This is a genomic window from Streptomyces sp. NPDC042638 (genome assembly GCF_040647235.1).
Classification (GTDB): Bacteria; Actinomycetota; Actinomycetes; order Streptomycetales; family Streptomycetaceae; genus Streptomyces; species Streptomyces rameus.
In genome coordinates, this window is record NZ_JBEZBT010000029.1 from 46,385 (window position 1) to 68,335 (window position 21,951).

Annotated in this window: 21 protein-coding genes and 2 pseudogenes; 13 read left to right on the forward strand and 10 right to left on the reverse strand. The window is 73.0% G+C overall.

The genetic code is table 11. From position 1 onward, the window contains the following. Positions 1–70: 70 nt before the first annotated feature. Complete coding sequence (locus AB0B40_RS22795) at positions 71–1,612, reverse strand: DUF4331 domain-containing protein (protein ID WP_345048948.1); 1,542 nt, start codon at positions 1,610–1,612, stop codon at positions 71–73. Positions 1,613–1,770: 158 nt separating this feature from the next. Between AB0B40_RS22795 and AB0B40_RS22800 the strand changes: the two genes are divergently transcribed. From AB0B40_RS22800 to AB0B40_RS22810, 3 genes are all read left to right on the forward strand, one after another. Beyond that, on the forward strand, positions 1,771–2,364 hold the full coding sequence (locus AB0B40_RS22800; RefSeq protein WP_345048952.1) for a sigma-70 family RNA polymerase sigma factor: 594 nt from the start codon (positions 1,771–1,773) through the stop codon (positions 2,362–2,364). After that, positions 2,361–3,209 carry an anti-sigma factor gene (locus AB0B40_RS22805; RefSeq protein ID WP_362265255.1) on the forward strand — a complete coding sequence of 283 codons (849 nt, stop codon included), beginning with the start codon at positions 2,361–2,363 and terminating at the stop codon, positions 3,207–3,209. Before AB0B40_RS22800 ends, AB0B40_RS22805 begins: the two co-directional genes overlap by 4 nt. A gap of 125 nt (positions 3,210–3,334) precedes the next feature. After that, the gene (locus tag AB0B40_RS22810) at positions 3,335–3,604 is read left to right on the forward strand and encodes a hypothetical protein (protein ID WP_345048959.1); all 270 of its coding nucleotides are present in this window, start codon (positions 3,335–3,337) and stop codon (positions 3,602–3,604) included. Positions 3,605–3,670: 66 nt separating this feature from the next. On the opposite strand, the gene AB0B40_RS22815 is transcribed toward AB0B40_RS22810, so the two are convergent. From AB0B40_RS22815 to AB0B40_RS22825, 3 genes are all read right to left on the reverse strand, one after another. Then, entirely contained in the window at positions 3,671–4,906 is a 1,236-nt protein-coding gene (locus tag AB0B40_RS22815; RefSeq protein ID WP_362265257.1) for a CaiB/BaiF CoA-transferase family protein, read from the reverse strand. Positions 4,907–4,996: 90 nt separating this feature from the next. Further along, entirely contained in the window at positions 4,997–5,776 is a 780-nt protein-coding gene (locus tag AB0B40_RS22820; RefSeq protein ID WP_345048964.1) for an ABC transporter permease, read from the reverse strand. Then, positions 5,773–6,732 (reverse strand): ATP-binding cassette domain-containing protein, encoded by a 960-nt coding sequence (locus tag AB0B40_RS22825; RefSeq protein ID WP_345048968.1) that lies wholly within the window; start codon positions 6,730–6,732, stop codon positions 5,773–5,775. The genes AB0B40_RS22820 and AB0B40_RS22825 overlap by 4 nt, the downstream gene beginning before the upstream one ends. A 63-nt stretch (positions 6,733–6,795) precedes the next feature. Between AB0B40_RS22825 and AB0B40_RS22830 the strand changes: the two genes are divergently transcribed. Together AB0B40_RS22830 and AB0B40_RS22835 are read left to right on the forward strand one after the other, a co-directional pair. Next, positions 6,796–7,506 carry a TetR/AcrR family transcriptional regulator gene (locus AB0B40_RS22830; protein WP_345048971.1) on the forward strand — a complete coding sequence of 237 codons (711 nt, stop codon included), beginning with the start codon at positions 6,796–6,798 and terminating at the stop codon, positions 7,504–7,506. Between the two features lie 63 nt (positions 7,507–7,569). Continuing rightward, the gene (locus tag AB0B40_RS22835) at positions 7,570–8,106 is read left to right on the forward strand and encodes an aminoglycoside adenylyltransferase (RefSeq protein ID WP_345048973.1); all 537 of its coding nucleotides are present in this window, start codon (positions 7,570–7,572) and stop codon (positions 8,104–8,106) included. On the opposite strand, the gene AB0B40_RS22840 is transcribed toward AB0B40_RS22835, so the two are convergent. The 3 genes from AB0B40_RS22840 to hmgA form a co-directional block, all read right to left on the reverse strand. Beyond that, positions 8,103–9,257 (reverse strand): type ISP restriction/modification enzyme, encoded by a 1,155-nt coding sequence (locus AB0B40_RS22840; RefSeq protein WP_362265260.1) that lies wholly within the window; start codon positions 9,255–9,257, stop codon positions 8,103–8,105. The two genes, AB0B40_RS22835 and AB0B40_RS22840, sit on opposite strands and share 4 nt — an antisense overlap. A 287-nt stretch (positions 9,258–9,544) precedes the next feature. Next, on the reverse strand, positions 9,545–10,291 hold the full coding sequence (locus AB0B40_RS22845; protein ID WP_345048979.1) for a GntR family transcriptional regulator: 747 nt from the start codon (positions 10,289–10,291) through the stop codon (positions 9,545–9,547). A 48-nt stretch (positions 10,292–10,339) separates the two neighbouring features. Continuing rightward, positions 10,340–11,674: a homogentisate 1,2-dioxygenase gene (gene hmgA, locus AB0B40_RS22850; protein ID WP_345048982.1), complete on the reverse strand. Its 1,335-nt coding sequence runs from the start codon at positions 11,672–11,674 to the stop codon at positions 10,340–10,342. A 152-nt stretch (positions 11,675–11,826) separates the two neighbouring features. Here hmgA and AB0B40_RS22855 point away from each other — a divergent pair, with 152 nt between their 5' ends. The 8 genes and pseudogenes from AB0B40_RS22855 to AB0B40_RS22890 all read left to right on the forward strand — a co-directional run bounded on the left by AB0B40_RS22855 (position 11,827) and on the right by AB0B40_RS22890 (position 19,432). Continuing rightward, positions 11,827–12,426, forward strand: a complete 600-nt coding sequence (locus tag AB0B40_RS22855) for a hypothetical protein (protein WP_362265262.1) — start codon at positions 11,827–11,829, stop codon at positions 12,424–12,426. 131 nt (positions 12,427–12,557) lie between these two features. Next, positions 12,558–13,175 carry a TetR/AcrR family transcriptional regulator gene (locus tag AB0B40_RS22860; protein WP_345048987.1) on the forward strand — a complete coding sequence of 206 codons (618 nt, stop codon included), beginning with the start codon at positions 12,558–12,560 and terminating at the stop codon, positions 13,173–13,175. A 175-nt stretch (positions 13,176–13,350) separates the two neighbouring features. Beyond that, positions 13,351–14,739: a citrate:proton symporter gene (locus AB0B40_RS22865; RefSeq protein ID WP_362265264.1), complete on the forward strand. Its 1,389-nt coding sequence runs from the start codon at positions 13,351–13,353 to the stop codon at positions 14,737–14,739. Between the two features lie 174 nt (positions 14,740–14,913). After that, a pseudogene (locus AB0B40_RS22870) lies at positions 14,914–15,300 on the forward strand (MFS transporter); the annotation flags it as partial. A 102-nt stretch (positions 15,301–15,402) separates the two neighbouring features. Next, a complete protein-coding gene (locus tag AB0B40_RS22875) occupies positions 15,403–16,098 on the forward strand; it encodes a hypothetical protein (RefSeq protein ID WP_362265267.1) in 696 nt (231 codons plus the stop codon). Beyond that, positions 16,085–16,789: a class F sortase gene (locus AB0B40_RS22880; RefSeq protein WP_362265269.1), complete on the forward strand. Its 705-nt coding sequence runs from the start codon at positions 16,085–16,087 to the stop codon at positions 16,787–16,789. The genes AB0B40_RS22875 and AB0B40_RS22880 overlap by 14 nt, the downstream gene beginning before the upstream one ends. A 155-nt stretch (positions 16,790–16,944) precedes the next feature. Beyond that, positions 16,945–18,334 (forward strand): annotated as a pseudogene (locus tag AB0B40_RS22885) (aldehyde dehydrogenase family protein). Positions 18,335–18,349: 15 nt separating this feature from the next. Then, positions 18,350–19,432, forward strand: a complete 1,083-nt coding sequence (locus AB0B40_RS22890) for a Zn-dependent alcohol dehydrogenase (RefSeq protein WP_345048998.1) — start codon at positions 18,350–18,352, stop codon at positions 19,430–19,432. Between the two features lie 31 nt (positions 19,433–19,463). On the opposite strand, the gene AB0B40_RS22895 is transcribed toward AB0B40_RS22890, so the two are convergent. The 3 genes from AB0B40_RS22895 to AB0B40_RS22905 all read right to left on the reverse strand — a co-directional run bounded on the left by AB0B40_RS22895 (position 19,464) and on the right by AB0B40_RS22905 (position 21,898). Continuing rightward, entirely contained in the window at positions 19,464–20,402 is a 939-nt protein-coding gene (locus tag AB0B40_RS22895) for a DMT family transporter (protein ID WP_345049000.1), read from the reverse strand. A gap of 100 nt (positions 20,403–20,502) precedes the next feature. Continuing rightward, positions 20,503–21,216, reverse strand: coding sequence for a winged helix-turn-helix domain-containing protein (locus AB0B40_RS22900; RefSeq protein WP_345049003.1), 714 nt, complete (start codon positions 21,214–21,216; stop codon positions 20,503–20,505). Between the two features lie 46 nt (positions 21,217–21,262). Continuing rightward, positions 21,263–21,898, reverse strand: a complete 636-nt coding sequence (locus AB0B40_RS22905) for a TetR/AcrR family transcriptional regulator (protein WP_345049005.1) — start codon at positions 21,896–21,898, stop codon at positions 21,263–21,265. Positions 21,899–21,951 lie beyond the last annotated feature (53 nt).

Genomic DNA, 21,951 nt, shown 5'->3' on the forward strand with positions numbered 1-21,951 from the left:
CGTGTGGGAGGCGCGGCCCGTCGTGGGGGAGAGGGGAAGCGGGCCGCGCCGGTCTCGGTGGGTGCGGGGGTCAGTACGCACGCTGCATGCGCCGGCGCCACCATGCGAAGGCGCTGCCGATGAGCAGGATCCCGGCCGCGCCGGAGGCCGCGGAGGCGGCGATCAGCACGGTGTCGCCGGAGCCGCCGGACGACGAGCCGGCCGGCTGGAGGGCGTCCCCGAGCTGGCTGCGCACGTCCGCGCCCGCCGTCGTACCCTTGGCGAGCCGGCCGCGCGAGCCGGCCGTGGGCTCGGCGACGTAGGGGAAGTACGTCTCGAACTTCTTGTCGTTCTTGTCGACCGCGTCACCCAAGTCGTTCTTGGAGCCGACCAGTTCGCCCTCGACGACCTGGAGCGCCTCGTCGACCACGTCGTCGGTGAGCCGACGGCCGTTCGGGAAGCCCGCGTTGTCGCCGTCCAGCACACCCAGCCGCTTGGGGTGCATGCTCGGCTTGACCGAGGTGTTCAGCCGCAGCTCCTCCGCAGCCTTCACGTTCGGCGGCTGGTTGAGGCCCTTGACGCCCTTGAGGAAGACGTCGACCAGGTCGTTGCGCGGCTCGGCGGGTGCCTTGATCTTGTAGATGGACTCGATGAGCTTCGGCAGCTCGGGGTTGGTCACGTTCTTCAGGAACTGCGCGTCGTACGCGGGCTGCGAGGCGTTGAACCGGTCCTTGTCCTGCTGCGGGTTGACGACCTCGTTGACCAGCGGATTGCCCAGGCGAGAGACCTGGCTGTAGTAGCCCTGCGCATTGCGGCGCTGGGTGGTCGACCAGATGCCGACGACCGGCTGGTGGGCCGACTCGCGGATCAGGTCGTTCGGCACCTGCAGGGCGATGGTGTTGACGTTGTAGCCCTTGAGGGTGTCCCGGCCGACCTCGCTGAGGTTTCCGCCGTACAGCAGGTCGAACACCCGAAGGTCCAGGAAGAACGGGTCGTCCGCCTGCCCGGCGAAGGTCGTCGTGCCGCCCGCCGTCTTGTAGACGGCCTGCGAGCGGAGCTTGCCGTAGTCCGGCATGGACGCCTTGCCCACGTTCGACGGCGCCGCCGGCACGTCGTCGGCGAGTTTCGTCCTCGACATCTCGTGCCCGTTCCGCAGGCGGATCAGGTCGAGGTCGTAGGTCTGTGTGATGTTGAGGTCGGGGTCGGCGAGGTTGGTGACGGGGCCGGTGTTGTAGAGAAACGTGTCCCCTTTCTTCGTGTGGGTCTTGAAGGTGTACCGGAAGACCAGTTCGCCTTGCGCGTCACCGTTGTTGTCGATGTGCAGGTCGTACTGGGCGTCGTCGGCGAACGTGTAGAAGTTCGGTCCGCCGGCCGGCTCCTCGAAGGGGATCCAGTTCGCCACGATCGTCGTCGTGTCGGGCTTGTCCGGACTGACGAACGCGTACAGGTCGGTGTTGTCGTACTGCGGGGTGCCCGAGATCAGCGGAGCCTCGCGGTGGGAGGAGGCGGAGGCCGCCCCGGGTGCCAGCGTGGCGACGCCGGCGGCCGTGAGCCCGCCGGCGGCCAGCGCGCCGCAGATGAGCGTGACCAGGCCCGCGCGCCTCGTGCCGCTCCTGGAGAAAACAGGTGTCATGCCGTCCGTCCTCAGTGCCGACTTGCCTTTGACGGACGGGTATACGGAGCGACCGGGCCGATCGGTTTGGTCGGACGGAAAGAAATTTTTCCCTCCTCCCGGACCCGCGTTTTCGGCCCGCTGATCCGTAACCCCTCGGGGAGGTGTGTGCGGTGCGGATGCGCGGTACGCGGGGAAGAGCCGGCTGCGGCCACGGAGGGGGGACCGGCAGACAGGCGGACGAACTGCTGGTACTCGTGGCGGACGGCGACCAGAGGGCGTTCGAGGAACTGTACGGACTGGTGTCCGGGCCGGTGTACGGGCTGGTGCGCCGCGTGGTGCGCGACCCCGCCCAGTCCGAGGAGGTCACCCAGGAGGTGCTGCTCGAACTGTGGCGCTGCGCCGCCCGGTTCGACCCCGGCCGGGGCAGCGCCCTGTCCTGGATCCTCACCCTCGCCCACCGCCGCGCCGTCGACCGGGTGCGCAGCGCCCGCGCTGCCGGGGAACGCGAGCAGCGGGAGGCCCTGCGCGCCGGGGAACCCGCGTTCGACCAGGTCGCCGAGGAGGTCGAGGCCGGTCTGGAACGGGAGTGGGTGCGCCGCTGCCTGAACCGGCTCACCACCCTCCAGCGCCAGTCGGTGACCCTGGCCTACTACGACGGCTACACCTACCGTGAGGTGGCCGAACGGCTCTCGCTGCCGCTCGGTACGGTCAAGACGCGGATGCGCGACGGACTCACCCGGCTGCGCCAGTGCCTGGGAGGCGCCGCATGAGCATCCTCGGCGGACTGTCGCGCCGGGAGGGGCCGCACTCCCTCGCCGCGCCCTACGCGCTCGACGCCCTCGAACCGGATGAGCGGCGCCGCTTCGAGAAGCACCTCGCACGCTGTGACCGCTGTGCCGCCGAGGTGCGCGACCTGGCCGAGGACGCGGTCCGCCTCGCCTGGTCCGCCGCGGCTCCCGCGCCCGCGGCCCTGCGCGACCGGGTACTGGCCGCCGTACGCGCCACCCCGCAGGAGCGGACGCCCGCCGGCAACCGCGCCGCCCCGGGGGATCCGGCGCCGGCCCGGGAGGGCGCGCGCCGGCTGCCGCCGCACGTCTGGGGCACCCAGCCCCCGCCGGGACGCGCCCGTTCGCCTCGGACGCGCCCCCTGTTCGCTCCCTTCGCCACGGCCACCGCCGCCGCGGCCCTCGTCGTCGCCTCCCTCTTCGCGGTCCAGGCACACCGCACCGAGGACCGGCTCACCGCCGAGCAGGCCCGGGCACGTGAGATCGCCCACGTTCTGGCCGCCCCCGACGCCCGGGCGGCGAACGGCGAGGACGGACGCGGCCGAAGTATCGGAGTGATCGCTTCCGCCTCTGCCCGGGAGGCCGTCGTCACCCTGAGCGGATACGGCACCCCGCCCGGCGGGCGCGTCCACCAGCTCTGGCTCATGCGCTCCCGTGCGCAACCGCGCTCCCTGGGCCTCCTCGCGGGCGACACGCCCTTCGTCGCGAAGGGCCTCGACACCTCCTCGACGTCACTCGCCGTAACCGTCGAGCCCGGCGGCGGCTCGGCGCAGCCCACCAGCCAGCCGATTGTCCAACTCACCCTGAAATCGGTTGGATTCGGAGAGTAGTCGAACGAGGATGGTCAACACCCTTACGGGGAAGGTGAATCCTGTGGCCGAGATACACGCGTGCCCCCATGGGGCGATAGGGTTACCCTGCCCGGGCCGGGTGACTCGTACGGGTGGGGAGTGACATGGAACAGATAACAGTGCGCAGCAGGGCCAGGGTCCCTGCGATCACCTGCGGGAGCAGTGCGACCAGTTCGCGCCTCGACCGCCACCTGTCGGTGCTGGCGGGTCCCGCCATACCGCAGCGGGAGACGATCGAGGCGACATCGCTGATGCGTGAGCTGACGGCACGTGACTCCGTGCACGAGCGCAGCGACCGGGGCAGGCGGGTCAGCCGCGTCTCCCTGTTCGCGCCACTGCGCCGGCTGCGCCGCTCGCTCTTCGGCGGTCACTGACCGGCTCTCCGCCGTACAGGGTCACCGACCGGCCACCGCACGGCCACAGCGCGGGGATGCCCGCGCTCAGGCTGCCACACCGTCCCGGCGTAGCGCTGCGATCTCGTCGTCTGTCATTCCCACGGCACGCAGCAGCGCTTCGGTGTGCTGCCCGAGCGCGGGCACGTCACCCATCCGTGCCTCGCCCCCGCCCGGCAGCGTGATGGGGGGCAGCAGCGCCTTCAGCGGCCCGGCCGGCGATCCCACCTCACGCCACCGCCCCCGGGCCGCCAGCTGCGGATGCTCCGCCAGCTCGTGCAGATCCCGCAGCCGGGCACAGGCGATGCCCGCCCGCTCCAGCCGGGCCAGCGCCTCCTCGGTGCCCAGCGCCCGCAGCGCCCCCGCCACCAGGGCGTCGGTCCGCTCCCGGTGCGCCACCCGCGCGGCATTGGTCGCGTACGCCGGGTCCGTGGCCAACGCGGGGCGGCCTATGACCTGTTCGGCCAGCCGCCGCCACTCCCGGTCGTTCTGCACGGACAGCAGCACCCGCCCGCCGTCCGCCGTCGGATAGGCGTCGTACGGCGCGATCACGGCGTGCGCGAGCCCGGTCCGGGCCGGCGGCTCGCCCCCGTGCATCGCGTGGTGCAGCGGATGGCCCAGCCACTCGGCGAGCGCCTCCAGCATGGACACCTCCACCGGGCCGCCCCGCCCGGTCGTCCCGCGCCGTACGAGCGCGGCCAGCACACCGGAGAACGCGTACATGGCCGCCGCGATGTCCGCCGCCGGGATGCCCGCCTTCACCGGCTGCTCCGGCGTCCCGGTCACGGACACCAGCCCCGCCTCGCACTGCACGAGCATGTCGTAGGCCCGCTTGTCCGTGTACGGCCCCGAGCCGCCGTAGCCCGAGATGTCCACGGCGATCAGCCGCGGGTGCGCGGCGCACAGCGTGGCCGCGTCCAGGCCCAGCCGGGCCGCCGCGCCGTGCGCGAGGTTCTGCACGAACACGTCCGCGTCCGCCACCAGCCGCCGTACGACGTCCAGCCCGCGCGGGTCCTTCAGGTCCAGCGCCAGGGACTCCTTGCCGCGGTTGCACCACACGAAGTGCGAGGCGAGACCGCGGGCCGCGGTGTCGTACCCGCGCGCGAAGTCGCCGCCGTCGACCCGCTCCACCTTGATGACCCGGGCGCCCAGGTCGGCGAGCTGCCGGGTCGCGAAGGGCGCGGACACGGCCTGTTCGACGGCGACGACGGTGATGCCCTCCAGGGGCAGGGGCTGGAGAGGCACGGGCTCCCGGCGCACGGGCTGATCCATCGGCTGATCCATGACCGGATCATGACCCTTCGGCGGCGGGTTTGTCAGCGGTGCGCCGGTGGCGGGCGGTCGGCGCACGGGCGGTCGGCGGCGGGCGCGAGCTCACTCGGTCCGGGTGTACCGGCCCACCGCCAGCGGCAGGAACACCGCGGTCAGGACGAGGCACCAGCCGAGCGACCCGGCGACCGGATGGGCCACCGGCCAGGCGGCGCCCTCCGGGACGGGCGCGTTGCCGAACAGGTCCCGCAGGGCGGTGGTCACCGCGCTGATCGGGTTCCACTCGGCGAGTGTGCGCAGCCAGCCCGGCAGGTTGTCCGTCGGGATGTACGCGTTCGACAGCAGCGGCAGCACGAAGGAGGAGGCGCCGAGCTGTCCGGCGGCGTCCTCACTGCGGGTCAGCAGGCCCAGGAAGACACCGGCGCAGGTGCAGGCGAACCGGAAGAGCAGCAGCAGTCCCACGGCACCGGCCGCCCCGGCCGCGGACCCCTCGATCCGCCAGCCCACCGCGAGCCCGACCAGCAGCAGCGGCACGGTCCCCACGGTCGTCACGACGAGGTCCGCGACGGCCTGCCCGAGCGGTACGGCGGCCCGGCTCACCGGCATGGCGCGGAACCGGTCCGTCACCCCCCGGTGGGTGTCCTGGGCGGCCTGGAACATGCCGGTCATCAGCCCGCCGGCCGCGGTCGCGACGAGCAGCCCGGGCACCAGGAAGGACCGGTACTCGCGGCCGGGCATCGCCAGGGCGCTGCCGAACACATAGCCGAAGAACAGCAGCATGTTGACCGGCATCATCTGGGTGAGGACCGCCAGCCCGGGATTGTTGCGGACCCGCCGCAGCTGCCGGCCGGTCATCGCCAGTCCGTCGTACGCCAACGCGCTCATGTCACGGGCTCCTTGCTGCAGTCGGTGGTCTCCCCGGTGAGCCGCAGGAAGACGTCGTCGAGGGTGGGCGGCCGGATGCCCGCGTCCAGCAGGGGCACGCCGGACGCGTCGAGTTCGCGCACCAGGCGGGGCAGGGTCAGCGTGGCGTCGGTGGTGACCGCGCCGACGGCGTTGCGCTCGCGGTCGAACACGGGCTCCCTGCCCGTCAGACGGTCGAGCACGGCGGCCGCCCTGGGCAGCGCGCCGGCGTCCGCGACCACCGCCTCCACGTGCGAGCCGACGAGCGCCTTGAGTTCGGCGGGTGAACCGGTGCGGGCGACCCGGCCCCGGTCCACCAGGACGATGTCGTCGGCCAGTCGGTCGGCCTCCTCCAGATACTGGGTGGTCAGCAGCACGGTCGTGCCGTCCGCCTTCAGCTCGCTCACCGCCTGCCAGATGCGGGCGCGGCTGGCCGGGTCCAGTCCGGTGGTCGGCTCGTCCAGGAAGAGCACGTCGGGGCGGCGGATCAGGCTCGCGGCGAGGTCCAGCCGGCGCCGCATACCGCCCGAGTACGTCGACGCCCTCCGGTCCGCGGCCTCGGTCAGGCCGAAGCGCTCCAGCAGCTCCTCGGCGCGGGCGGCCGGCCCGCGCACCCGGTGCAGCCGGGCGAACAGCCGCAGGTTCTCCCGGCCGGTGAGGTCCCCGTCGACCGAGGCGTACTGCCCGGTGACCCCGATGCGGCGCCGCACGGCCGCCGCCTCCCGGACGAGATCGTGCCCGGCGACCCGGGCCGACCCCCCGTCCGGGCGCAGCAGCGTGGTCAGCAGCCGCACCGCCGTCGTCTTTCCCGCCCCGTTGGGCCCCATCAGCCCGCAGACCGTGCCCTCGGCGACGGCCAGGTCCAGCCCGCGCAGGGCGTGCACAGCGCCGAAGCGCTTCTCGAGACCTTCACTAAGTACGGCGTACGTAGTAGTCATGCCGGGACCATACCGCACTACGTACGGCGTACGTAACTAGGATGGTGGGCGAGGTGATGACCGATGGCAGTCCGAGGGGCCGTCCCCGAGGTGATCTGGGCGCGCCCCGAGCGCGCCGGCCGGGGGCCCAGGCCGGCGTACACGCGCGACGACATCGCCGCCGCCGCCGTCCGGATCGCCGACGCGCAGGGGCTCGACGCGGTGTCGATGCGGCATGTCGCGGCGGAGCTGGGCTGCGGCACCATGTCGCTGTACAACTACGTCCCCCGCAAGGAGGACCTGTACGAGCTGATGGTGGACGCGGTCAGCGCGGAACACGAGCTGTGGGAGCCGAGCGGCGACTGGCGGGCCGATCTGCGCCGGGTCGCGTACCAGACCCGCGCGCTGATGGGCCGCCACCCGTGGGTGCCGCGCCTGATGTCCCCGGTCTACGGCTTCAGCCCGCACGCCCTGCGCTTCCTGGAGCACTGCCTGGCCTGCCTGGACCCGCTCGGCGGACCGTACGGCACGAAGTTCGAGCTCATCGCCATGCTGAACGGTGTCGTGACGACGTACGTCCGCAACGAACTCGACACCGCCGAGCGCGCCCGTTCCCTGCCCTGGTCGGAGGCGGACGAGCACGCGGTGCGCATCGCCTACCTGGGCGGCCGGCTCGCCTCCGGCGCGTACCCGCGCATGGCGGCGGCCTTTCAGGAGGACGCCGGGCCGATCGATCTGGAGGCGGTGTTCGAGCGAGCGGTGGAACGGGTCCTCGACGCGTTCGCGCCGCGCTAGCCGAGCAGGCCGGCGGGGCCCCGCCGACCGGGGGACCCGTATCGGCATACCAGGGGAGAGGCAGTGGACCAGGAACGTACCGGTCGTCAACTCGGCCTGATCGCGGACGTCCTGGAGGCGTTCCGCGGCAGCGGCGTGCCGCTCTGGCTGCGCGGTGGCTGGGCCATGGACTTCTTCCTCGGCGAGGTCACCCGGGAGCACGGGGACATCGACTGGTTCGCCTGGGCGAAGGACGCCCCGGTCCTCACGGACGTCCTCGCCCCCCTCGGCCACACGCCGGTACCCGGGCCGCCCGCCGGTCTCCAGCTCGACTTCGTGAAGGACGGTCTGGAGAGCAGCTTCACCCTGGTCGACAGGGACGCGGCGGGACGGGTGACGGTCGCGGGCGGGCCGTGGGCCGGTACCCCCTGGCCGGACGGAGTGCTCGGGACCGAGCCCGGCCGGATCGGGGGGCTGGAGGCGCCGATCGTGGATCCACGCGTCCAGATCGAGATCAAGCGCATGATGCCCGTCTGGGACCCCTCCCGGCCGCGCCGGGCCAAGGACGCCGAGGACATCGTCCGCCTGGAGGCCGCCCTGCGTCGGCGGACGGCGGGCTAGAGCAGGGCGAACTGCCCGTCCGGGCCCTCCTCGTGGTGGTCCAGGACCGAGGCGGGACGGCGGGCCGACTCCGGCGCGGGCAGCACGCCCGCCTGCCGCAGCTCGGCCGCCGTGACCGACGACGTCACCGTCAAGTCCGCCCGCGCCGAGCGTACTTCGGCCAGCAGGGTCAGGACCGTGATGAGTTCCAGCAGTTCCGACGTCCAGGTCTGCGGCCAGGATGCCGGGCGGATCGCGGCGAGCGAGCCCGGTTCGGCCGGCGCGGTGCGGGCCGTGAACCAGGTCTCCAGCACCCGGGCACCGGCCACCTCGTAGTCCCACGCCTCGGGCGGGACGGGGGAGACGCGGCCCTCTTCCAGGTGCAGGGCCTCCTCGTCGCGGTCGTAGTGCAGGGCGAGCGGACGGTTCGGCAGGGGCGCGCGGACGTAAGGCCGTCGACCGCCCGGCAGCTTGGGGCGTTCTCCGTCGCGAAGCATCAGCCACAGTGCCCGGCGGCCCAGCCGCACGCCGGAAGCCCACAGTCCGGGGTCGTGGGTGAGCGGGACGGTGAGGTCCGGGCGGGCCGTCGCCAGGATCCAGGCCAGCGTGTCCGGCGCCGTGGGGCGGGTGCCCAGGCGGACCGACAGATGGTCCAGCAGGCCCGGGGCCAGGTTCGGTTCCCGGCCGCCGGGGCGGCGGTACAGCGGGCGGACCCGGCCGGTGCGCAGGGTGGGCAGGAGCGCGGTGGCCAGCAGCGGCAGGCCGGCGTCCCCCGTCTCCACCGTGAAGACCTGACGGGCGTCCGCCACCCGCCACAGCTCCGGGCGGGCCGTGTCGATGAGCCGGTGGTCCGGGATCAGCCACTGCTCGTCGAACGGGGCGGCCAGGACCCGGACCGGCTCCGCACAGGGACCCTCGGCACGTGCGAGCCGCCGCGTGCCGGTGGACTGGCCGGGCAGCTGGCCCACCGCCGACTGGAGCGTACGGCCGCGGGTCGGCTCGAACAGGGCCTCCCGCTCCGGCCCTTCGGCTTTCAGCAGGGCGTCCCAGCGAGCCTTCGGCGAGGCGGGATCGGGCGCCGCCGGCCAGGCGCGGCCCAGCCGCAGAGGTGCGACGGCCCACGGCATGAGGTCCGCCAGCAGCGGAGCGTCATCGTGCGTCACGCAGGGCATGGTACGGCAGCGCCCCAACCCCCCGCGGCCCTGAGCCCACCCCTCAACGCCCCCGAAGGCCAGAGCGTTCGGCCTGGTGGTGCGCCCCGGAAGGGGCGCGGGGAACTGCGCGACAGGCCACGACGGCGCGGCAGCCGAGAACGGAGCCCGGGCATCACGGCGAGGCCGGCGGATTGTTCGGCCTGGTGGTGCGCCCCGGGAGGGGCGCGGGGAACTGCGCGACAAGCCACGACGGCGCCGCAGCCGGGAACGGAGCCCGGGCATCACGGCCAAACCCAGCGGAGCGCTCACGCGTCCAGTGTCACCGTGAACGAGAACCGGTCCCCCCGGTACTGAATGACCGCCACGTCCAGCACCCGCCCCTCACTGTCGTACGTCACGCCCGTGTAGTGCAGGATCGGGCTGAGCAACGGGACCTCCAGCAGCCGGGCCGTCTCCGGATCGGCGAGCCGCGCCTGCACGGTGTCCGTGATCCGGCTGATGTCCGCTTTCACCACGTCCCGCAGCACCTTCGTCATCGGCCAGCGGACCAGCTCGTCCGGATCGATGCGCTCGGCCAGGTCGGAACGGACGTGGTTGACGGCGTGGTTGGTCGGCTCGCCGGTCTTCTCGTCGCTGCGCAGGCGGTGGTACGCCGTCACCTCCGCGAGGCCGGGGAAGTACTCGGCGAGTCCGGCCGGCACCGGCACCCGGCCGTGGTCCAGCAGCTCGGTCGTCATCCCGGACTGCTGGGCCACGATCGCGTCCACCGAGCCCAGCAGCCGCACCGGTGCCCCGCGCCGGGCCCCCGGCTCGATGAAGGTGCCGCGCCGCCGGTGCCGGCTGATCAGCCCCTCGTCCTCCAGCTCCTTCAGTGCCTGCCGCATGGTCAGCACGCTCACGCCGTAGTGCTCCGCCAGCCGCTCCTCGGTCGGCAGCCGCAGCGGGTCCTCGGCGGAGCGGCCCAGTATCGAGGCGCGCAGCGACTGCGACACCTGGTACCACAGCGGCAGCTTGCGGTTCAGGACGATCGAATCCGGGGCGAAGGAGGTCACTCGGCTATCCGTACCTGGCGGGGAACGTTCGGCGCAACGGCGGGGCCGTCACATCCGGAAGTGGCGCTCCAGCCCCTGCCACACATCGTCGTAGCGCTGCTGGAGGTGGTCCGCGCGGGCCGCGTGCGCGGTGAGCGTCACCGGCCAGCGGGTTTCGAACATGAAGGCCAGGCCGTCGTCGATCTTCTGCGGCCGCAGCTCGGCCGCGCTCGCCCTGTCGAAGGTCTCCCGGTCCGGCCCGTGCGCCGACATCATGTTGTGCAGCGAGCCGCCGCCGGGCACGAAGCCCTCCGCCTTGGCGTCGTAGGCACCCTCGATCAGGCCCATGTACTCGCTCATCACGTTCCGGTGGAAGTACGGCGGCCGGAAGGTGTCCTCGCCCACCAGCCAGCGCGGTGCGAAGACCACGAAGTCCACGCCGGCCAGGCCCGGGGTGTCCGACGGGGAGGTGAGGACCGTGAAGATGGACGGATCCGGGTGGTCGTACGAGATGGTGCCGATCACATTGAAACGGCGCATGTCGTAGACGTACGGCACATGGTTGCCGTGCCAGGCCACCACATCCAGGGGGCTGTGGTCGTAGGTCGCGGTCCAGAGGTTGCCGCAGAACTTGTTCACCACCTCCACCGGGCCCTCGACGTCCTCGTACGCGGCGACCGGTGCCCGGAAGTCCCGGGCGTTGGCGAGCCCGTTGGCGCCGATCGGGCCGAGATCGGGCAGCCGGAACGGCGCCCCGTAGTTCTCGCACACATAGCCCCGGGCCGTCGGGCTCTGCCCGCCGTCGGATGCGGTGTCCAGCAGCTCCACACGGAAGCGCACCCCGCGCGGGATCAACGCCACATGTGCCGGCTCCACATGCAGTCGGCCGAACTCGGTGTGCAGCAGCAGCCCGCCGCGCTCGGGCACGATCAGCAACTCCCCGTCGGCGTCGGAGAAGACCCGGTCCATCGAGGCGTTGGCGTGGTACAGGTGCACGGCCATGCCGGAGCGCTGGGCCGCGTCGCCGTTGCCGCCCAGCGTCCACAGGCCGTCGAGGAAGTCGGTGCCGGCCGGGGGCTCCGGCAGCGGGTTCCAGCGCAGCCGGTTGGGGTCGGGCACCGTCTCGGTGAAGGGGGCCGTACGCAGTGCGCCGTTGTCGGTGCGGGTGAACGCCGGGTGCGCGGCCGAGGGGCGGATGCGGTAGAGCCACGAGCGCCGGTTGTCCGCCCGCGGCTCGGTGAACGCCGTACCGCTCAGCTGCTCGGCGTACAGGCCGAGCGGTGCGCGCTGTGGCGAGTTGCGGCCCTCGGGCAGGGCGCCCGGCACGGCCTCCGAGGCGTGTTCGTTGCCGAAGCCGGTCAGATACGACAGCCCCTCGGCGGTCTTCCGTGCGTCCCCGCTCATGTTCGCTCCTCGCGTCCTGATTCCTATGCAACACCGTAGGAATGAGCGGCTGCCCGCGCAAGGGGGCCCCGGGGTCCTCCCACCGGGGGAGGACGGGAACCAGACTTGAGGTGGATCCGGTGTGGCGTGGCCCTGTTCTACGCTCACGGTTCATGTCGTGGAGGAAATGGGGGCGGGGACCGCTCGCCGCGTTCGCCGTGTGCGTCCTGCTGTCGTCCGGAGCGGTGGCCTGCTCGAGCGAGGCGCACGGGGACACGGTCTCGCCCTCGCCCGTGGGGAAGGTCCTGGACGGCACCGACGAGACCGGCCGCAATCTGCGCGAGGTGCCCAAGGAGAACGCCCCCGAGGTCGCCGTCGAGGTCACCCCGGACGCGGCGGGCGGCTGGGACGTCCGGCTGGCCCTGCGTCACTTCCGCTGCTCCGCGCCGGGCACCCGTCCGGTGGCGGCCATCGGCCGTGGGCTCGCCCAGCTCTTCGTGGACGACCGCCGGATCGCCCGGCTGCACACCCGCGCCTACCACCTGGCCGCCGGCCTCGTCCCGCACGGCACGCACCAGATCACCGCCCGCCTGTACGCCGACGACGGCACGGTGTGGGCCGTCCGCGGCAAGCCGGTCGAGAGCACCGCCGACATCACGGTCTCCGACGTGGAGCCGGCCACCGCCCAACCGGCCACCGCCCAACCGGCCACCGCCCAACCGGCCACCGCGCGACCGCCCGCCGCTACCGCGTCCACCGCCACTGCCGACTGAGCGCGGCAGGTGAACGGGAGGTGTCCGGCGGGGGTGGTTCTCGGTGAACGACACTCCGGGCGGGTGAGTGCAGGGCCCACCCTTCTCCGTACCGTGGGGTGAGGTTCACCAGGCCCCGGCGGAGAGGCATCATGAAGCCCGTGCCCCACGCGACATCGCTCCGCCGCGCGCCCGTCCAGCGGCGCAGTGCCGAACGGCTGACCAGGATCCTCGACGCCTGCGCCGACCTTCTCGACGAGGTCGGCTACGACGCCCTGAGCACGCGCGCGGTCGCCCAGCGCGCCCAGGTCCCGATCGGCTCGGTCTACCGCTTCTTCGGCAACAAGCGGGAGATGGCCGACGCCCTCGCCCAGCGCAACCTGGAGCGGTACGTCGAACAGGTCACGGAACGGCTGAAGGGTGCCGCCCAGGGGGACTGGCGTGCCGCCATGGACGCCGTCCTGGAGGAGTACCTCGCCATGAAGCGCACCGCGCCCGGCTTCTCCCTGGTGGACTTCGGCAACCAGATCCCGGTCGGCACCCGCCATGGCGAGCCCAACACCCGGGTCGCCGACCGGCTCACGGACCTGCTCGCCGGCTACCTCGCCCGTACCCCGGACGCGGACCTGCGGCGGGCCTTCCTGATCGCCGTGGAGAGCGCCGACACCCTCGTCCAACTGGCCTTCCGGGTCGATCCGCAGGGGGACGAGGCGATCATCGCGGAGACCCGGGAACTGCTGCGCGCCTATCTCGGACGCGTGCTGGACTGAACGGCCCGCGCCACGGCCTCCCCTCTTGCAGGCCGTGCCGCATAGCCGTGACCTGGACTTTTGCGCTTATTGCTCGCGCGTCAACATCTTGTTAACACCGTTCGAACGGACCTAACGTCATCGCACCGCCGGGCCCCAGGTGGGATGTTCAAGGGCGAACGTTAGGTATCCACTCATGCTGACCATTCTCGGCTTCGCCATGATCGCGACCTTCCTGGTCCTGATCATGCTGAAGAAGATGTCGCCGATCGCGGCACTCGTGCTCGTCCCCGCGCTGTTCTGCGTGTTCGTGGGCAAGGGCGCGAGGCTCGGTGACTACGTCATCGACGGCGTCACGAGCCTCGCCCCCACCGCGGCGATGCTCATGTTCGCGATCGTCTACTTCGGTGTGATGATCGACGTCGGCCTCTTCGACCCGGTCGTGCGGGGCATCCTGAAGTTCTGCAAGGCCGATCCGCTGCGGATCGTGGTGGGTACGGCCGTGCTCGCGGCGATCGTCTCCCTGGACGGCGACGGCTCCACCACCTTCATGATCACCGTCTCGGCGATGTACCCGCTGTACAAGCGCCTGAAGATGTCCCTGGTGGTGATGACGGGCGTGGCCGCCATGGCCAACGGCGTGATGAACACGCTGCCGTGGGGCGGCCCCACCGCCCGGGCCGCGACCGCGCTGAAGGTGGACGCGAGCGACATCTTCGTCCCGATGATCCCGGCCCTCGCCATGGGGCTGGTGTTCGTCCTCGCCCTCTCCTACGTCCTCGGCCGTCGCGAACGCAAGCGGCTCGGCGTGCTCACGCTGGACGACGTTCTGGTGGAGGAGACCGAGACGGTGCTGGTCGGCGCCGGTCTTGGCAAGGAGGCGAGGCGGTCCGGCGGTTGTGGCCCCGGCGCGGACCTGCCCGACGAGCCCGAGGACGACGGCTTCCAGGGGCTGGACCCGAACCGCCCCACCCTGCGCCCCGGACTGTACTGGTTCAACGCGCTGCTCACGGTCGCCCTGCTCACCGCCATGATCATGGAGTGGCTGCCGATCCCGGTGCTGTTCCTGCTCGGCGCGGCCCTCGCCCTGACCGTCAACTTCCCGCACATGCCCGACCAGAAGGACCGTATCGCCGCCCACGCGGAGAACGTCCTGAACGTCTCCGGCATGGTGTTCGCCGCCGCCGTCTTCACGGGCGTCCTCCAGGGCACCGGCATGGTCGACCACATGGCCAAGTGGCTGGTGGACAACGTCCCCGACGGCATGGGCCCGCACATGGCCCTCGTCACCGGCGTGCTGAGCATCCCGCTCACGTACTTCATGTCCAACGACGGCTTCTACTTCGGCATCCTGCCGGTGCTCGCCGAGGCGGGCCACGCGCACGGCGTCTCCTCCCTGGAGATCGCCCGCGCCTCGATCGTCGGCCAGCCGCTGCACATGTCCAGCCCGCTCGTCCCGGCCGTCTACGTCCTGGTCGGCATGGCCAAGGTGGAGTTCGGCGACCACACCCGGTTCGTGGTCAAGTGGGCCGCCCTCACCTCACTGGTGGTCCTCGGCGCGGGAATCCTGTTCGGCATCGTCTGAGCACCTGGGAGAGGGACTTCACCCATGGCGCCCGGTGGGAACCGCGGCTGGCTGCTCCGTCTCGTCATCGCCTTCGGCTGCGCGCGGGGGGCGGTGTCGACGGCCCGGTCCGCCGTCTCCTTCCGGGCCCTGGCGATGGGGGCCGACGAACGGGCGGTCGGCGTCATCGCCGCGGTGTACGCCCTGCTGTGCGCGGGAGTCGCGCTGCCCGTGCCGGTGTGGGCGCTCGGGACGATGCTCACCGCCCTCGGCATCTGTCTGGGCGTGGGCCGGCCGTTGTCGATGACGACGGTGGTGCAGGCCGCGCCCGCCGAGGCCCGCTCCACCGCGCTCGCCCTGCGGCTGACCGGCAACCGGCTCGGCCGGGTCGCCGCTCCGGCCGCCGCGGGTCTGGCCACCGGTCTGGCGGGGGTGGCGGCCCCGTTCCTGATGCTGGGTGTCCTGCTGCTGGTGTCGTCGGGCGTCGCGCTGCGCTCACCGGGGCGCCCCGGTGGCGCGTCCGGGCGGGTGACGCGGGAGCGGTCCCGGCGCGCCGGATTGCGCCGCACGAGCGATATCTGACGGCGCGCCGGGCGTCGCTGCCGGGGGCCGCGGGGCCCATGAAGGAGAGTCCTGGCGAAAGAGCGATTTGTATGAAAATCGTCTGAACTCGGAGGATTGCGCATGCCCACCCTGACACCCCCACGTGCCATCGGTTCCCGCGCGGGCTCCACAGTCGTCCTCGCCGCCCTCGCCGCGGCGGGCGCGTCATGGGTGGCGGCCCCGAGCGCGGTGGCCCAGGGCGAGAACGGCGACATCAGGATCCACAACGCGCGTACGCCCTTCGTGACGTCGCTCAGCGGATCGTCGAAGGACGACCCGATGGTCTGCAAGTTCTTCCTGGAGGCCGTCAACTTCGACGACCTGGGCACGATCGCCTACACCATCACGCCACAGCCGCCGCTGCCCACCGCCGCCACCGTGACGGGTGTCATCCAGCTGGCCGGCGGTGCGGGGCACACCGACGCGCTGGGTCTGGCGGACGGACAGTACAAGATCACCTGGACCGTGGGGACACCGGCCGCCGTGAAGGAGAAGGTCTTCCGGGTCAACTGCCGCGAGGGCCAGCACGACGGCGCGCAGGGTCCGGGCGGACAGATCGAGGACCACCAGCAGGAGGAGCACCAGCAGGACAACGGCGCCTGGGGCCAGAGCGACCAGCAGCCGCCCAGGGGCGGCGTGCACGCGGGCGGCGGCGGTCTGATCGACACGGCCGCCGCGTACTCGCCGGTGGCCGCCGCGGCGGCCGTGGGCCTGGTCGCCGTCTGCGGCGCCGTGTACTTCCGGCTGATCCGCCGCCGGCCCCATGGTGCAGCGTAGGTACCGACGCAGGCCCTGGTACCGGACCCGCGCCTACCGCCTCGCCAGGACGGCCGTGCTGGTCGTCGTCCTCGCGACCATGTGGTCCCGGTGCGGGCCGGCGGGGCCCGGCCGGACGGGCGGCCACACCGTGGCGGCCGTCGGCGCGGACTCCGCCCGGGCCGGCGGTCGGGAAGGATCCGGCACAGCCGGCCCCGCCTCCTCCGCCCCTCCGGGGCCGCCGCCCCGACCACTGCCCCGGTCCAGGCCGGTCGCCTTCCGCGTGCCCTCCCTGGGGATCGACGCCCCGATCACCCCCCTCCGGCTCGATGCGAACCGGCAGCTGGAGACGCCGCCCGTCGACAGGGCCAAGCTGGTCGGCTGGTACGAGGGCGGCCCCACGCCGGGCGAGGCCGGCACCGCGATCGCCGTCGGCCACCGCGACACCACGACCGGCCCCGCCGTGTTCGCCGGGCTCGCCCAGGCCAAGCCCGGCAGGACCGTCGAGGTCCGGCGCGCGGACGGGCGCACCGCCGTCTACTCCGTGGACCGGGTGAAGGTCTTCGACAAGCTCGGCTTCCCCGACCAGGAGGTGTACGGCGCGACCGGGCGCCCGGAGCTGAGGGTCATCACCTGCGGTGGCCTGTTCAGCCGGCGGACCGGTTACACCAGCAACGTGGTGGTCTTCGCCCACCTGACGGCCACGAGATGACCGGCGGACCGGCCGGTGCGGACGCGGCGCCCGCACCGGCCGGTCCCTCCGCGATGATGTCCCGGTAGGTCCGCGGCCCGGGAATGTCTGGCGCACCAAAACTATCACCGCTAGTTTGTGTGCCGGACGACGCGGATCCGCCGGGAGGAAACAGCATGAAGGCACATGACGGCCTGTACATCGACGGCGCCTGGCGCCCCGCCGCGAGCAGGGACGTGATCGAGGTCGTCAACCCCGCCGACGAGCAGGTCATCGGCAGTGTCCCGGCGGGGGGGGGCGCAGGACGTCGACACCGCCGTCCGGGCCGCGCGCGCCGCCCTGCCCGCCTGGGCCGCCACGCCTCCGGCCGAGCGTGCCGCACGCCTCGCCGCCCTCCGGGACGCGCTCGTGGCCCGCAAGGACGAGATCGCCGGGACGGTCACCGCCGAACTGGGCTCACCCCTGCAGTTCTCCCAGGCCGTGCACGCGGGCGTGCCCATCGCGGTCGCCGGCTCGTACGCGGAACTCGCCGCGGCCCACCCCTTCGAGGAGAGGGTCGGCAACTCCACGGTCCTGCACGAGCCGATCGGCGTGGTCGGCGCCATCACCCCCTGGAACTACCCCCTCCACCAGATCGTCGCCAAGGTCGCCCCGGCCCTCGCCGCCGGCTGCACGGTCGTCCTCAAGCCCGCCGAGGACACCCCGCTCACCGCCCGGCTGTTCGCCGAGGCGATCCACGAGGCGGGCGTACCCGCGGGCGTGTTCAACCTGGTCACCGGCCTCGGCCCGGTCGCCGGACAGGCCCTCGCCGAACACCCCGGTGTGGACCTGGTCTCCTTCACCGGCTCCACGGCGGTAGGCCGGCGGATCGGCGCGGTGGCCGGCGCGGCCGTGAAGAAGGTCGCCCTCGAACTGGGCGGCAAGTCCGCCAACGTGATCCTGCCGAGCGCCGACCTCGCCAGGGCCGTCAACGTCGGCGTGGCCAACGTGATGTCCAACTCCGGCCAGACCTGCAGCGCCTGGACCCGCATGCTGGTCCACCGCGACCGGTACGACGAGGCCGTCGAGCTGGCCGGGACCGCCGCCGCCAAGTACGGCGACCGGATCGGGCCGGTGGTCAGCGCCAGGCAGCGGGCGCGGGTGCGCGGTTACATCGACAAGGGCGTCGCCGAGGGCGCCCGGCTGGTCACCGGCGGACCCGAATCCCCGCGCGAGCGCGGCTACTTCGTCAGCCCCACCGTCTTCGCCGACGTCACCCCGCAGATGACGATCGCCCAGGAGGAGATCTTCGGCCCGGTGCTGTCGGTCCTGCGGTACGACGACGAGGACGACGCCCTGCGCATCGCCAACGGCACCGTCTACGGCCTCGCGGGTGCCGTCTGGGCCGCCGACGAGGCCGAGGCGGTGGCCTTCGCGCGTCGTATGGACACCGGCCAGGTCGACATCAACGGCGGCCGGTTCAACCCCCTCGCGCCCTTCGGCGGCTACAAGCAGTCCGGCGTCGGCCGGGAACTCGGCACGCACGGACTCGCCGAGTACCTCCAGACCAAGTCCCTCCAGTTCTGAGGAAGTCCGAGACCCATGACCGTACGAGCCGCCGTCCTTCCCGCCATCGGCGCGCCGCTGGAGATCACCGGCATCGACCTGCCCGACCCGGGGCCCGGCCAGGTCCGGGTCCGTCTCGCCGCCGCCGGTGTCTGCCACTCCGACCTGTCCCTGTCCAACGGCACCATGCGGGTGCCGGTCCCGGCCGTCCTCGGCCACGAGGGCGCCGGCACGGTCGTCGCCGTGGGCGAGGGCGTCACCCATGTGTCACCCGGCGCCCCCGTCGTCCTCAACTGGGCCCCGTCCTGCGGCGGCTGCCACGCCTGCACGCTCGGCGAGGTCTGGCTGTGCGCCAACGCGCTGAACGGCGCCGCCGACGTCTACGCCCGCACCGCCGACGGCACCGACCTCCATCCCGGCCTGAACGTCGCCGCGTTCGCCGAGGAGACCGTGGTCGCCGCGTCCTGCGTGCTGCCGCTGCCCGAGGGGGTGCCGCTGGTGGACGCCGCCCTCCTGGGCTGCGCGGTGCTCACCGGTTACGGCGCGGTCCACCACTCGGCCGGCGTCCGCCCCGGCGAGACCGTCGCCGTGTTCGGCGTCGGCGGGGTCGGCCTGGCCACCCTCCAGGCGGCCCGCATCGCGGGGGCGTCCCGGATCATCGCGGTCGACGTCTCCCCCGGGAAGGAGGAGCTGGCCCGCGCGGCCGGCGCCACCGACTACGTGCTCGCCTCCGCCGACACCCCCCGCGAGATCCGCGCCCTCACCGGCAGGCAGGGCGTCGACGTCTCCGTGGAGTGCGTGGGCCGGGCGGTGTCGATCCGCGCGGCCTGGGAGTCCACCCGCCGGGGCGGCCGTACGACGGTCGTCGGCATCGGCGGCAAGGACGAGCAGGTCACCTTCAACGCCCTGGAGATATTTCACTGGGGCCGCACGCTGTCCGGCTGCGTCTACGGCAACAGCGATCCGGCCCGCGACCTGCCGGTGCTCGCCGCGCACGTACGCGAAGGACGCCTTGACCTGTCCGTGCTGGTCACGGAACGGATCGGCCTGGAGGGCATCCCGGCCGCCTTCGAGAACATGCTCGCGGGCAAGGGCGGTCGCGCACTCGTCGTCTTCTGACGCCGGGCGTACCCGTCCGGCCTTCCGGCGCTCAGCGCACCCTCTCGGGCAGCGGCCTCCCGGCCGCTGCCCGGTCCGCCCCGCCGCGGCGCGCCCGGGTCCGCGACACCGCCACCCCCGCGAGACACAGCGCACCGCCCGCCAGCGTGAGCACCCCCGGCACCTCGCCGAGCGCGGCCCACGACATCAGCACCACCAGCGCGGGCACGGCGTACGTCGTCGCGCCCATCCGGCCCGCGGTGGTGCGGGCGAGGGCGTAGGCCCAGGTGGTGAAGGCCAGCGCGGTCGGAAACACGCCCAGGTAGACCATGTTCAGGGTCGCCGGCACCGATGCGCGGCCGGCCTCGTGCACCAGCTGGCCGGCGAACGGCAGACAGGCCAGGGCGCCCACCAGGCATCCGAACGTCGTCACCTGCAACGCGCTCGCCCGGCCCAGGGCGGGCTTCTGCGCGACGACACCGAAGGCATAACCGACGGCCGCGACCAGACACAGCGCCACGCCCAGCAGGGAGGACCCGCCACCGCCCGACATCGACAGCCCCACCGTCACCGCGCCCGCGAAGGACACCGCCATCCCCGCGACCAGCCTCCGCGGCAGCGGATCACCGAGCAGCCGGGCGCCCAGCAGGGCGATCAGCAGCGGGCCGATGTTCACCAGCAGCGCCGCCGTCCCGGCGTCCACCTGCTGCTCGCCCCAGTTGAGGGCGACCATGTAGAAACCGAACCACAGCAGCCCGGACAGCAGGATCCCGCGCCAGGCGGCCCTGGGCGGCAGCCCCTCCCGGCGCACGGCCCAGACGGCGCCCAGCGTGAGGGCGCCCGCCGACAGCCGGCCGAGGGCCAGCGCGCCGGGCGAGTACGCCTCTCCCGCGCTGCGGATCGACACGAAGGCGGAGGCCCACAGCACGACGGTGACGGCGGCGGCGCCGGCGGCGAGTATGCGGGGGTGTTTCCGGGCGGTGCTCATCATGCTCCCGAGGCTAGGCAGGGACAGGTATCCGGCTGGCGGAAAACGGACGGGGTGGACGGTGGCGGGCGCGGCCCACAGCGCGGGGGCTCGGCGCGGGGGCTCAGCGCAGGGCAGCGGACGAGATGCCCAGCAGGCCGGACAGCGCCCGCTCTCCCGCCGCCGTCACTTTCACGGCCCGCTGCGAGCCGATCCGGACACACCACCCCGCGTCCAGCGCGTGCCCGCACAGGGCCGCCCCCGCCGCCCCCGCGAGATGGGGCCGCCGCTCGGTCCAGTCCAGGCAGGCACGGGCCAGGGGACGCCGGCCGGAGAGGTCGAGGGCGATGCCCGCCGCACCGAACCACTCCATCCCGGCGTCGGTGAGCGCGAACCCGGTGTCCTGGCGCAGCAGCCCGCGCAGCGTCAGCGCGTCCGTGACCGCGATGCCCAGGCGCCCGGCGAGATGGTCGTAACAGGTCCGGCCCCGGGCCATGGCGGCCCCGGCGCCGGACTCGCGCAGGCCGCGCGGAGCGGGCCGCGCCTGCGCCGCCGGCACCTGCGCGGCGAGATCCTCGATCAGCTGCGCCGTCCGCGCGTCGGCCAGCCGGACGTACCGGTGCCGGCCCTGCCGTTCCTCCGTGAGCAGGCCGCCCGCCACCAGCTTGCCCAGGTGCTCGCTGAGGGTGGACGCGGCGACCTGCGCATGCCGGGCCAGCTCGCCTGCCGTCCACGCCCGGCCGTCCAGCAGCGCCAGCAGGCACGCGGCCCGGGTCCGGTCGGCGATCAGCCCGGCCAGCGCGGCGAGGCCCGCGGCCTGGGGGTCCCTGGTGTCCATGCACCCAGCATGCGGCAGTGACGCTTCGGCGACGGCCGAAGCGTCCTCACTCGCGGACCCGCTCGTACTGCTGGGCCAGCCCGTCGAGCAGGGCGCCGAGTCCCGTCTCGAAGGCCCGCTCGTCGATCTTCTCCTGCTGCTCGGCGAGCAGATGGGCCTGGCCGAGGTGGGGGTAGTCGGCGGGGTCGTACGCGCTCGCGTCGTCCACGAAGCCGCCGGCGAACGAACCGAGCGCCGAGCCCATGATGAAGTACCGCATCAGCGCGCCGATGGAGGTGGCCTGTGCCGGCGGCCAGCCCGCGTCGACCATCGCGCCGTAGACCGCGTCGGCCAGGCGCAGCGCGGCGGGGCGGCGGCCGGGGCCGCGGGCGAGGACCGGGACGATGTTCGGGTGGTCGCGCAGGGCGGCCCGGTAGGAGACGGCCCAGTCGTGCAGCGCGGTCCGCCAGCCCCGCCCGTCCTCGAACATCGACAGGTCGACCAGCGCGCTCACCGAGTCGGCGACCGCCTCCAGGATCTCGTCCTTGGTGCGGAAGTGGTTGTAGAGCGAGGGCCCGCTCACCCCGAGCTCGGCGGCGAGCCGCCGCGTGGAGACGGCCGCGAGGCCCTCCCGGTCCACGAGTTCCCGGGCCGTCTCGACGATCCGGTCGGTGCTGAGGAGGGGCTTGCGCGGTCGGGCCATGGCGCACATAGTAGGGCTGCGAAGAGAAACTAGCAGTGCTAATTTAAATGTAC